Genomic DNA, 12,343 nt, shown 5'->3' with positions numbered 1-12,343 from the left:
CCGCGCCCGCCAGGAGTACGTGCTCACCGCCAAGGGTGAGGACGCGCTGCCGGTGCTCAACGCCGTCGTCATCTGGGCGGAGAAATATCTCCCTGCCCCGTCCGAGCAGGCCCACATGTTCGTAATCCACTCGGCGTGCGGCCAGCGCACCACCTCGGCGGACAGCTGCACCTCCTGCGGGGAGCGGCTTACGGCGGACAACACCAGCTGGCACAGCCTGACCCGCACCGCGGACCCCGTGGCCCTGGCTACCGCCCCCACGACACAGCAGAATGGAACCGCGGCATGAGTGCCCCAGAAACCAGCCCCCAGCGCCGCCTCCAGCAGGTCCCCAAGCGCCGCCTTCACCCGGCCTGGATCGTCGCCGCCGTCGCGTTCCTGGCGCTGGTCGGCGCTGCGGGCTTCCGTGCCGCGCCCGGCGTGCTGATGGTGCCGCTGCAGGACGAATTCGGCTGGTCCACCACCGTGCTCTCAGCCGCGGTCAGCATCAACCTGGTGCTCTTCGGCCTGACGGCACCGTTCGCCGCGGCCTTGATGGAGCGGTTCGGAATCCGCGCCGTCACGTCCGTCGCGCTCGTGCTGATCGGGGCCGGCAGCGCCCTGACCGTGCTGGTCAACGAGTCCTGGCAGATCCTGCTGACCTGGGGCCTGCTGATCGGGCTCGGTACAGGATCCATGGCGCTGGTCTTCGCCGCCACGATCGCCAACACCTGGTTCGTCAAGAGCCGCGGGCTGGTGATCGGCATCCTCACCGCCGGCAGCGCCGCGGGACAGCTGGTGTTCCTGCCGTTCATCGCCGCGCTGGCCCAGGATCCGGGCTGGCGGCAGGCCTCGCTGCTGATCGCGGCCGGCGCGCTGGCGGTGGTGCCGCTCGTGTTGAAGTTCCTCAAGAACTCACCCGCCGAGGCCGGTGTGCTGCCGTACGGCGCCGGAGCCGGGGACGCCGTCGCCGCAGAGGCAGCGCCGAAAGCCCCGGGGGAGTCCGCGGCACCGAGCCGGAACGCCGCCGTTCGGGCGCTGCAGGTGCTCAAACGGGCCAGCAAGGTCCGGACCTTCTGGGCCCTCGTCGCCGGGTTCGCCATCTGCGGCGCCACGACCAATGGTCTGATCGGCACCCATTTCATCCCGTCCGCCCACGACCACGGCATGACCCAAACCACGGCGGCGGGCCTGCTCGCCGTCGTCGGGATCTTCGACATCATCGGGACCATCGCCTCCGGCTGGCTCACGGACCGCTACAACCCGCGGATCCTGCTGGCCGTCTACTACCAGTTCCGCGGGATCGGCCTGCTGGTGCTGCCGCTGTTGCTCAGCGCCACCGTGCAGCCCAGCATGATCGTGTTCGTCGTGATCTACGGCCTGGACTGGGTGGCCACCGTCCCGCCGACCGCGGCGATCTGCCGCCAGGTGTTCGGTGCCGACGGCAGCGTGGTGTTCGGCTGGGTCTTCGCCGCCCACCAGCTCGGCGCTGCCGCCGCGGCGCTGGCTGCGGGCGCCATCCGGGACGCCACGGGCCAGTACACCTATGCCTGGTTCGGCGCCGCCGCGATGTGCACCATCGCCGCCGTCATCAGCGGGACAATCCGCAAGGACGCCGGCAAGAAGGACGCAATCCAGGTTCCGGCCTAGCGGCTCGGTAGGATGGCGGCAGGGGTCGTGCCCGCGGCCGGCCCTCGACGACACCAACCTGGGGGAACCATGTCACTGCTTGATGCCGAAAACAGGCCCGTCACGGCGCCGGATCCGGTGCCGGAAGCCCAGCCAGCGCGGTTCCGCGTCCGTCTTCTCGAGAGGCTGCCCGTCCCGCAGCTGCTTCGGCTCTCCACGGTCCTTGCGCTGGCCGCCGTGGTTTACCTGGTGTGGCACTGGCTCGGCGTCTGGGGCAAACAGGGCCTCGACTTCAGCGTCTACTGGTACGGCGGCACCATCCTCAACGAGGCGGGCCAGGTGCCATCGGACCTCTACCAGGGCAACATTGACTGGGCCGGCGGCCCACAGCTTCCCTTCACTTACCCGCCGTTCGCCGCCCTGCTCTTCAGCGTCCTGGCCCTGCTGCCCCAACACGCCGCCCTCATGCTCTTCAACGCCGCCGGCGCTGTCGTGGCAGTGTGGGTGGCCGTCCGTGGCGTCCGCTACTGGAATGCCAGGGCGGACTGGCGCACCACCTTCCGCTCCCCGGGCAACCGCTGGGCCGCCGCCGTACTGGTCCTGGCCGTGCTGAACCTTGGGCCGTGGCGCGAGACCCTGGCGTTCGGCCAGATCAACATCCTGCTGATGGGCCTGATGGCTGTGGATCTGCTGGCCCGCAACCCGCGCTGGACCCGGGGATTCCCCGGCAGCGGCTTCCTCGTGGGCGTCGCCGCCGGCATCAAACTGACGCCGCTGGTGTTCGGCCTGTACTTCCTGGTCCGCAGGGACTGGCGCGGGCTGCTGAACATGGGCGTTGGATTCGCCAGCACCGTGCTGATCGGCTGGCTGGTGCGGCCGGCCGAATCCCTGCAGTTCTGGCTCCAGATACTGCCGGACACCTCCCGGATCGGCGGCGCCGGCTACGTCGACAACCTCTCCCTCAAGGGCGCGCTGCTGCACTTCGGCGTCCCCGAAACGTCCGTCACCGTTCCCTGGCTTGCGCTGAGCATGCTCGTGGTGGCGCTGGCTGCAGGAGTCATCAAAACGGCCAGCGACCAGGGTTCCCGCGTGGTTGCCATCTCGACGACGGCGCTGGCCATGCTGCTGATCAGCCCGGTCTCGTGGTCCCACCACTGGGTCTGGGTCGCGGCGGTCCTGCCGGCCTTCGCCTGGACCCTGCGCGAGACCCCGCGCCGCTACCGGGGGGTGCGGTGGCTCATGGGCGCAGTCCTGGGCGTGTCGGTGCTGGTGTTCCTCTTTTCGCCGAAGACCATCGGCACGGCCCTCGGCGCCGAAGACCTCAACGTCCAGACCCCGGGGCTCTGGATCATGGCCTCCAGCGCCGGGGTGTTCTGCGCCGTGGCGATCATGGTGTGCTGGCTTGTGGTCCTCCGGCGCGGCTCCCTGACGACGGCGTTTGACCTCCACTCCGCCGGTACGATGAAGCGTGACCGTGAAGTGCCAACTCAGGGCTAGCGGAAGGCGGCCAGCCCTGTGATGTGCTGGCCGAGGACCAGGGTGTGGACTTCGTCGGTGCCCTCGTAGGTGCGGACAGACTCGAGGTTGGCGGCATGCCGCAGCGGGGAATAGTCCAGGGTGATCCCGTTCCCGCCCAGGATGGTGCGGGCCTCGCGGGCAATCGTGATCGCCTCGCGCACGTTGTTCAGCTTGCCGAGCGAGATCTGCTCCGGCCGCAGCTTCCCGGCATCCTTGAGCCGGCCCAGCTGCAGCGCCAGGAGGGTGCCCTTCTGGATCTCGAGCAGCATGTTCACGAGTTTCTCCTGCGTCAGCTGGTACCCGGCGAGGGGCTTGCCGAACTGCAGCCGCTCCTGCGAGTACTTCAGCGCGGCCTCGTAGGAGTCCCGGGCCGCGCCCATCGCACCCCACGCGATCCCGTACCGGGCCTCGTTGAGGCAGGTGAACGGGCCCCGCAGGCCGCGGGCTGCCGGGAGCAGGGCCTCCGGACCCAGCCGGACGCCGTCGAACGTGACATCGCACTGGATCGAGGCGCGCATCGAGAGCTTCTGCCCGATCGGCGTCGCGGTAACCCCAGGGGTGCCGGCGGGGACCAGGAATCCGTGGACACCGTCGTCGGTCATCGCCCAGACCACCAGCACGTCCGCCACCGAGGCGAGCCCGATCCAGCGTTTGGCGCCGTCCAGGATCCAGCCGGCGTCGTCGCCGGAGCCGTCGCGGCGGGCGAAGGTCTTCATCGAGGCGGGGTCCGAGCCGGCGGTGGGCTCGGTCAACGCAAAGCTGCCGATCAGTTCCCCGGCAGCCATCCGGGGGAGCCACTCCAGTTTTTGGTCCTCGGAGCCCCACTTGTGGATGGCCGTCATGGCGAGTGAGCCCTGCACGGAGACGAACGTGCGGATGCCTGAATCGCCGGCCTCCAGTTCCAGCGCCGCCAGGCCGTATTCGACGGCGGAACGCCCCGGGCAGCCATAGCCCTCCAGATGCATGCCGAGGACGCCGAGTTCGCCCAGCTCGGGCGCCAGCTCCAGCGGGAAGACCCCGTCGTCGTACCAGGCCGCGATGCCTGGCCGGATCCGCTGGTCCGTGAAGTCGCGGACCCGCTCCCGGACGGCCAGCTCTTCGGCGCTCAGCAGCGAATCGATCGCCAGGACATCGGACACATTCACTTCACCACTGCTCATGGGAGCATCCTACGTTCAGGCGCGGCTGGCGTCCCTGCCCGTCCATCCCGGGCCTACACTGGTGCCATGGACACCGCTTCTGTTCTCGCCGTCTGCCGCGTACACCAGTTGCTGAGCGACCCCGGAAGCGTGGGCGTGACAGCGATCGACAAACGGCCCGTGGCTGGACCGGTCAAGGTGCACAGGCTCGGACTGCACGGTGACATCCAGGCCAGCCGCGTTCACCACGGCGGCGAAGACCAGGCGCTCTACGCCTACTCCCAGGACGACGCCGACTTCTGGGCCGCGGAGCTCGGCCGTGACCTGCCGCCGGGGATCTTCGGTGAGAACCTGCGCGTCGCCGGCATCAGCGCCACCGACGCCATCATCGGCGAACGCTGGAAGATCGGACTCGACGTCGAAGTCGAGGTAACTTCGCCCCGCACCCCCTGCGCCACATTCCAGCGCCGGATGCATGAGCAGCACTGGGCCAAGCGGTTCGGCGATGCCGGGCGGGTGGGAACGTACCTGCGCGTCGTGCGGGTCGGCAGCATCCAGGCGGACGACCACATCCACCGGATCTTTGTCCCCACCCACGGAGTGACCATTGGCAAATGGTTCAGTGACCCCACGCTTGGGGACATGGAGGCACTGCGCGACGCCGACGCCGACGGTGAGATCCGCCTCCAGCCCGAGTACCAGCAGGAGTTCGAGAAGCTGCAGCGCCGCCTCGGGGTGTAGCGGAGCAGGCGTCCATGTGCGCAAGCTCACCGCCGTCGTGGGCCCCCTGGTTACCCATGCGCCGATCCATGCCCTACAATTGAACTATCCCCCACTCCGGAAATCCCTTATTTCCTGCCCAATTCTTGAGGCAAGACTGGTAAGTGTTGGGGCCCGCGCAATTGAGATGCGGGCATTTTCATAGGGAGAGCCGGCTAAAGAAAACGCTGTACAGACTGCTGGGATAGCAGCCAAGAGATGCAGCGGGAAGTCCTGCCACGGGATTGCGAAAGCGCCGGGCTTCTATGTGACCGGCCGGTCAAAGTATGCCCGGCGATTTAGCGTCACGCGTACTGCGGCCCCGCTCACCTCGGGTTGTGCCGCTTGGCCCCTATGGATGAGGATATTTCACCTATGCCCGAAAATCAGAACAACTCCGTCGACACCGAACTCACCACCGAGAATAGCCAGGCCGACGTCGAGACTTCTGAAACGGCTGCCCCCGCAGCCGGCTCCGCCCCGGAATTCACCGAGGCTCCTGCGACCCACGACGCTCCGGCTGCTGCCGAGGCCGCCCCGCAGGCTGACACCAAGACCGAAGCCACGGCTGCCCCGGCGAAGGAAGAAGACGCTGAAGAAGAAGGCGTCAAGTTCGTAGACCTCGGCATCGACGGCCGTGTCCTCGCTGCCCTGCAGGACGTCGGCTACGAGAAGCCGTCCCCGATCCAGGCAGCAACCATCCCGCTGCTGCTCGAAGGCCGCGACGTCGTGGGCCTGGCCCAGACGGGCACCGGTAAGACTGCAGCATTCGCAGTACCGGCGCTGTCCCGCCTGGCCGAGCTCCACGACCTCAACGGACCGTCCCGCAAGACCCAGGCCCTGGTGCTTGCTCCGACCCGCGAGCTCGCGCTCCAGGTCGCCGAAGCCTTCACCTCCTACGCCAAGCACATCGACGACTTCACCGTCCTCCCGGTGTACGGCGGCTCCGCCTACGGCCCCCAGCTCGCCGGCCTGCGCCGCGGCGCCCAGGTGGTTGTCGGTACCCCCGGCCGCGTGATCGACCACATCGCCAAGGGCTCCCTCGACCTGTCCGAACTCCAGTATCTGGTACTGGACGAGGCTGACGAGATGCTCCGCATGGGCTTCGCCGAAGACGTGGAGCAGATCTTCCAGCAGACCCCCGAGGGCCGCCAGGTTGCACTGTTCTCCGCCACGATGCCGAGCCAGATCCGCCGGCTGTCGAAGCAGTACCTCAACAACCCGGCCGAGGTGCAGGTCAAGTCCAAGACCACCACGGGCGCCAACACCCGCCAGCGCTACCTGCAGGTCATGGGCCCGCACAAACTCGACGCGCTGACCCGCATCCTCGAGGTCGAAGAGTTCGAGGGCGTCATCGCCTTCGTGCGCACCAAGATGGCCACCGAGGACCTCGCCGACAAGCTGCGTTCACGGGGCTTCCAGGCTGCCGCCATCAACGGCGACATCCCGCAGCAGCAGCGCGAGCGCACCGTTGAGGCACTGCGCGACGGAAAGATCGACATCCTCGTCGCCACCGACGTCGCGGCCCGCGGCCTTGACGTCGAGCGCGTCAGCCACGTGGTCAACTACGACATCCCCCACGACACCGAGTCCTACGTGCACCGCATCGGCCGCACCGGCCGTGCAGGCCGTTCCGGTGACGCGATCCTCTTTATGACGCCGCGGGAGAAGTACCTGCTGCGTTCCATCGAGAAGGCGACCCGCCAGCCGGTCGAGCAGATGCACCTGCCGACCGCGGAATCGGTCAACACCCTGCGCCTGGGCAAGTTTGCCGAGAAGATCACAGAGACGCTGGCGTCCGAGGACGTCGCCGCATTCCGCGACCTGATCTCCTCCTACGAGGAAGAGCACAACGTTCCGGCGTCGGAGATCGCTGCTGCACTGGCTGTCATGGCCCAGGGCGGCCAGCCGCTCCTGGTCAAGGAACTGCCTGCCGCTCCTGAGTTTCAGAAGCGCGAAAGGTCCAAGGACGGCTTCGGCTCACGCGGCCCGACCCGCACCCTGACCGAGGGCAATGCCACCTACAGGATCGCCGTCGGACGCCGTCAGCGCGTTATGCCGGGTTCCATCGTTGGCGCCATTGCCAACGAAGGCGGCATCTCCTCGGCCCAGATCGGCGGCATTGACATCCGTGCGGACCACTCCCTCGTGGAGCTCCCGGCGGACCTCAGCGCCGACCAGCTGAAGGCGCTGTCCCGCACCCGCATCGGCGGCGAGCTGATCCACCTCGAGCTGGACAACGGCCGTTCGCCCGCGAGCGACCGTGGCGGATACCAGGGCGGCGGCCGCGGCGGTGACCGTGGCGGTTACTCCGGCGGCGGCGACCGTGGCGGCAACTTCAAGGGCAACGGCGGCTTCAAGCGCGAATTCCGCAAGAACGACGGCGAGCGGTCCTCCGCAGACCGCGGCGGACGCTCCTTCAGCGACCGCAACGAGCGTGGCGTCGGCACGGACGCGGCCCGCAAGCCGCGCACCGAGGGCGGCTTCAAGCCCCGCACCAAGTGGTAACCAGCAGCTGCTAAGCACTGAATCACCCTGAGAACGGGCCGGCTCTTGAGCCGGCCCGTTCTTCGTTAAGTTCCCTTGGTCACATGCGGGCGTTCGGCCGCGCAGTGGGTCCCTGTTTGGGGCTTCTCGGGGCCCATTTCGCCCCGGATTTCCGCCGAATTTGACGCTTTCAGGGCCGCCCCGGCGCCGATTTGTTGGGAGGCGAATCTTCCGGTAGAGTATTTACTCGTTGCCCCCCTAGCTCAGTGGTAGAGCGCGTTCTTGGTAAGAACGAGGTCACCGGATCGATTCCGGTGGGGGGCTCTGAATGAGGGCCTGTGTCAAGGCGGTTTTTGACCGGCTTAGCGCAGGTTTTCCTCATTTATGGCGGCGTAGCTCAGTTGGTTAGAGCGCACGACTCATAATCGTGAGGTCGGGAGATCGAGCCTCCCCGCCGCTACAGAATGACCCTGCAGGCCACGGCCGCAGGGTCCTTTTGTTTTTAACCCCCGGTTGCCCTATCACTTAGAGTGCTTATGGCGGCCCCAAAGCAACCAAAACTGCCAGCGCAACGGTGGCACGTGCGGGGTTGTGGGACAGAATGGGTCCATGACGCGAATCGCAATCATTGGCGGCCACGGCAAAGTGGCTCTGGAACTGTCCCGCATTCTCTCCGACGAGGGAGCAGAGGTTACGTCTTTCATCCGCAACCCGGACCACCGGGCAGACGTCGCGGCAACGGGCGCCGCTCCCGTTGTCCTGGACATTGAACATTCGGCGACGGCGGAGATCGCCGAGGCGCTGCGGAACCACGACGCCGTGGTCTGGTCGGCCGGCGCCGGCGGGGGAAGCCCCGAGCGGACCTACGCTGTGGACCGGGACGCCGCCATCCGGTCGATGGACGCGGCGGCGGAGGCCGGCGTCGGGCGGTACGTCATGGTGTCCTACCTTGGCGCCGGGCCGGACCACGGCGTCCCCGAGGACAACAGTTTCTTCGCGTACGCCGAGGCCAAGGCCGCCGCGGACTCCTACCTGCGCGGAACGGACCTGGAGTGGACCATCCTGGGCCCTGGAGCGCTCACCGACGGGCCCGGCAACGGCCTGATCGACGTCAACCCCGCCGACGACTCCGGAGGCCGGGAAACAGCCCGTGCCAACGTGGCACTCGTCGCCGCGGCAGTGCTGGGTCTGCCCTCAACCGCCGGGCGCACCATCGAATTCCGGGACGGGGACCTGCCCATCGCGGCCGCCCTGGAACCCGCGGACTGAATCTGGCCCGCTTATCCTGCGGTTGTCTGAGGTCCTGGGCTACCCGGACGCGGGTGGCGTCACCGGCATGGGCTGGCTCCCGGGCTGGGGATCTGGCAGCGAAATGCGTTAGGCCGGACCTGTGAGGTCCGGCCTAACGTGACAGCGAGTTATTTAATGGGGCGGGCGCCTACAGGGCAGCGGCGAATGTCCGTCCCAGATATCCCTCGTTCGGCTGCATGCCGGTTCCTGAGTAAGCCCAGAGGGATCCATCCGGCTGGCGCCCGACCAGATCAGCGAAGTTATCCACGTCGAGTTTCCCCGCGCCCAGCAACGTGTCGAAAATATTCCAACCCGTTCCCACCCTCTTGGACCCGGCAAGTCGCCCGACGCCGTCTCCGGTGTACAGCCATAGGGTTCCGTCGGGCATGCGGGCGATGACGTCGTTCTTGCCGTCTGAGTTGTAGTCTCCGACACCGAACAATTGGTCGAACACTTCCCATCCGAAGTCGCCTATTTTCTTGCCCCCAATGTATCCCTTGTTGGTGCCGTCCACCCGTCCGGTCCCGGCATACATCCACAACGAACCGTCCGCCTTGCGGGCTAGGAGATCGGGCTTTCCGTCCGAGTTCATGTCACCGGGGCTGGTGAGGGTGGTGAAAGCGTCCCAGCCGAAGTCGCCGATCCGGAGGGGAGCGGCGTAGCCGGAACTGGTAGCGTCGACTCGGCCCGTTCCCGGGTACAGCCAGAGCGTGCCGTCTGGTTTGCGCGCAAGAAGGTCGTTCTTACCGTCACCGTTGAAGTCACCGATGCTCGTCAGCGCGTCAAATATTTCCCAGCCGAACTTACCGATCTTCGTTGGTGCGGCGTAAGCGCCCCTGCGATTCCCGGGGTAGAACCACAAACTGCCCTCCGGTGTCCGGGTGAGGAGATCGGCAATGCCATCACCGTTGATGTCTTTGGTCGCCGTGAGGCTATTGAATGTATCCCAGCCGAAGTCCCCGATCTTGCGGGCTCCCTTGTACCCCTGATCCCGCATCGCCGTGCCGGGATAGAAGTACGTGGCGCCGTCGGGCTGGCGCCCTACGAAGTCGGCCTGACGGTCTCCATCGGCATCCCCGATCCCGACGATATTGTCGTAAATCTGCCACCCCGTGCCAATTTGTCGGCCCCCGCTGAAAGTTGCCTTGCCAGAATTGGCATAAAACCACAGTGTGCCGTCGGGCCTGCGGCCGGCCAGATCGTTAGTTCCGTTCCCGTCAAAGTCCTGCAGGGCAATAAGGCGGTCAAATATCTGCCAGCCGAAATCTATCGCCCGCGGAGAGCCCGGTCTTCCGGTTCCGTTCCCGGGGTACAGGACCAGTACGCCATCCGGGCGCCGGGCCAGGATGTCTGGCTTGCCATCGCCATCAAAATCGCGGACCCCTAGGAGCGCATCAAAGGCCTCCCAGCCAAAACTTCCGATCATGATGCCGGCCCTGTACCCCTCATTGCCAGCTGAAACAGCCCCCGTCCCGGCGTAAAACCACAGCGATCCGTCGAATTTCCGGGCCACGAGGTCGTTCTTGCCGTCAGCGTTGAAGTCTCCTGTGCCGAGGACGCTGTCGTAGATCTCCCAACCGGTGCCGATCCGCTGGCCAGCCCTGAATTTGCCCGTCCCGTCGCCCGGGTAGAGCCAGAGCTCGCCGTTGGCCTTGCGCTGAATAAGGTCGGCGAGTCCGTCGCCGTTGAAGTCTCCAGGGGCGACCACCAGAGGCTTGGCCGGTGGGAGCGAATCGATCGTGATGCCAGCAGCGGAGTCCGAGATCCAGTCGATGGTTACCTTGGTCCCTGCATGGGTCTTGAACGTCTGGCCGGATTGCCAGGCCTGGTTGTAGCTGTAGTAGCCGTTAAACGTCGTGGTGCTGGGTTGCAGGGCGATCGAGCCTGCTCCGTACGCCTGGACAACTTTGACACCGCGGTTGCCGTCCCGGGCCGTTGCCGCATCATTGCCCACTGGGAGGCGAAGTTCAAGGTAGTAGGCTTCTCCGCTGAGTGGATCCGTGAACTTCAGGGCACGGTAGTCGTCCGCGCTTCCCCACGCCTTCAAATGGTAGGATTTCTTGCCCACTGCCTTGCCGAGGTTCCTGACCTCGTTGCCGGAGCCAAAGCCGCCAAATTCGTAGATAGGCGAACTGACCACCGGCTGGCTGGTTTGTGACACGCCCATCAGGTCAAGGTTGTCCTTGTATTCCTCGATGCTGCACGTGCCGTTGGCGAACGATCCGTCGGCGTTGCTGGCGGTGTCCACGGCTCCGTTCGCACACCGGAGGCGGTTGGCGTGCATCAGGCCGAGGACGTGCCCGAATTCGTGAGTCAGTACGCTCTTGGTCAGTGTTGCCGGGAGCGGCATGAGGACGCGTCCGCTGGTTCCGTTGTAGCTCCAGCCCGCGCCGAACGCCCCATCGGACAACGTGGGAGTCGACACGAAAACCACAAGTGCCGTGTAAGAACTGGGGACCCAGCCGATTTCGGCCGCGATCGTGTTCATCATTGATGAATAACTCTGTGTGGAGGTTGCCTTGCTCGACCTGTTTTCGACACTGGCGACGCTCATGGACAGCCTGCCATTCGACATGGCCTGCCAGTAGTTGCTGCTGGTCGTGATAGCCGCCCGGGCGTCCGCTTCCGGGATGGTCGCTTGCCGGTCGGCCAGCTGGACCATCACCAGCTTGACCTTGATGTCACCGCTCCGAGCAAGGGAATATGCCTCGGTGGTCGCGTGGGGCGATTCAGCGCCCTTTCTTTCCTGCGTTGCGGTGATATCGACCGACTCGCTGGTCGCGGGATTGCTGCCACCGATGACTTCCGTGAAGAGGGGCTCCGGAGATACCAGAGTCCCTGACTCGACCGTTGCCAGGGAATCCGTGGCAACGGTCGGCGAAGATGATGGGAGTGGCGCTGCTGTGACCTCAGGGGATGGAGACGCCGCCGGCGCAGGGCTCGAGGCCGGCGCGGGCGCCGGCGCCGGCGACGAAGTAACTGTCGGTGCCGGCGCCGGATTAGCGAGGGCAGGCGAGAGCGGCACAGCGGAGAGTGAGGCAAGAGTGACGACGAACGCCGCCAGAAGCGCTGTCGTCTTCCGTATTGAATTCACGTGGTGTCTTTCATGAGACCGCCGCCCCACTGAACGCTCAGCGAGACGGCCGGGAGACCGGGAAGTGAGGTCAGTCTACGGATGGCGCGCCGTCAGAACCGGCAACTTGCAGCAAACTTTCGTCTTAAGTAGCGAATCGTTGCCTAATCTTGAGCAAAGTCAGAATGTCCCACCAAGTCACGTAGCCCGCCCCAGCTCAAGCTCCAGGGCGTTCGCCTCGACGTAGTCCAGGGCGTGCCGGACGGCACCGACTGTGACAATGGAGGCGCCCAGGGGCGAGACCGTCACGAGCGGGGGAGTGGCCGTGAAGCGGGGGAGCAGTGCGGTGATCCGCGGCAGCAGGGCCGCCGCGGATTCAGCCACAGCCCCGCCGATGACCACCTGTTCCGGGTTGATGAAGCTGGCCACGGAGGCGATCACCCGGGCCATCCGGTCCGAAATACGGTCC

At 66.3% G+C, this 12,343-nt stretch carries 7 protein-coding genes, 2 tRNA genes and 2 pseudogenes (1 of these 11 cut by a window edge); 8 read left to right on the top strand and 3 right to left on the bottom strand.

Annotated features, from left to right (window positions below; all coding sequences use genetic code 11):
* From K789_RS21925 to K789_RS0100850, 3 genes and pseudogenes are all read left to right on the top strand, one after another.
* Positions 1–289, top strand: a pseudogene (locus K789_RS21925) (winged helix-turn-helix transcriptional regulator); it begins 229 nt to the left of the window's first position.
* Complete coding sequence (locus K789_RS0100855) at positions 286–1,629, top strand: MFS transporter (RefSeq protein ID WP_024365096.1); 1,344 nt, start codon at positions 286–288, stop codon at positions 1,627–1,629. Before K789_RS21925 ends, K789_RS0100855 begins: the two are co-directional and overlap by 4 nt.
* Before the next feature lie 69 nt (positions 1,630–1,698).
* Complete coding sequence (locus K789_RS0100850; protein ID WP_024365095.1) at positions 1,699–3,105, top strand: glycosyltransferase 87 family protein; 1,407 nt, start codon at positions 1,699–1,701, stop codon at positions 3,103–3,105.
* Here the strand turns inward: K789_RS0100850 and K789_RS0100845 are convergent.
* On the bottom strand, positions 3,102–4,286 hold the full coding sequence (locus tag K789_RS0100845) for an acyl-CoA dehydrogenase family protein (protein ID WP_024365094.1): 1,185 nt from the start codon (positions 4,284–4,286) through the stop codon (positions 3,102–3,104). The two genes, K789_RS0100850 and K789_RS0100845, sit on opposite strands and share 4 nt — an antisense overlap.
* A gap of 66 nt (positions 4,287–4,352) precedes the next feature.
* On the opposite strand from K789_RS0100845, the gene K789_RS0100840 reads away from it, so the two are divergent.
* The 5 genes from K789_RS0100840 (at position 4,353) to K789_RS0100820 (ending at position 8,780) form a co-directional block, all read left to right on the top strand.
* The gene (locus tag K789_RS0100840; RefSeq protein ID WP_024365093.1) at positions 4,353–5,006 is read left to right on the top strand and encodes an MOSC domain-containing protein; all 654 of its coding nucleotides are present in this window, start codon (positions 4,353–4,355) and stop codon (positions 5,004–5,006) included.
* Positions 5,007–5,399: 393 nt separating this feature from the next.
* Entirely contained in the window at positions 5,400–7,532 is a 2,133-nt protein-coding gene (locus K789_RS0100835; protein WP_024365092.1) for a DEAD/DEAH box helicase, read from the top strand.
* Positions 7,533–7,763: 231 nt separating this feature from the next.
* Positions 7,764–7,835: transfer RNA gene (locus K789_RS0100830), tRNA-Thr, on the top strand.
* Between the two features lie 62 nt (positions 7,836–7,897).
* A tRNA-Met gene (locus K789_RS0100825) sits at positions 7,898–7,971 on the top strand.
* A 149-nt stretch (positions 7,972–8,120) separates the two neighbouring features.
* Positions 8,121–8,780 (top strand): NAD(P)H-binding protein, encoded by a 660-nt coding sequence (locus tag K789_RS0100820; protein ID WP_024365091.1) that lies wholly within the window; start codon positions 8,121–8,123, stop codon positions 8,778–8,780.
* Positions 8,781–8,949: 169 nt separating this feature from the next.
* Here the strand turns inward: K789_RS0100820 and K789_RS21920 are convergent, their stop codons facing one another.
* The gene (locus K789_RS21920; protein WP_272943917.1) at positions 8,950–11,151 is read right to left on the bottom strand and encodes an FG-GAP-like repeat-containing protein; all 2,202 of its coding nucleotides are present in this window, start codon (positions 11,149–11,151) and stop codon (positions 8,950–8,952) included.
* Positions 11,152–12,072: 921 nt separating this feature from the next.
* Positions 12,073–12,343: pseudogene (locus K789_RS0100810) on the bottom strand (ROK family protein); the annotation flags it as partial.

This window comes from Arthrobacter sp. TB 26 (genome assembly GCF_000427315.1).
GTDB lineage: Bacteria > Actinomycetota > Actinomycetes > Actinomycetales > Micrococcaceae > Arthrobacter.
Note: the sequence above shows the minus strand (reverse complement) of the source record. Positions and strands in the feature narration are given on the sequence as shown.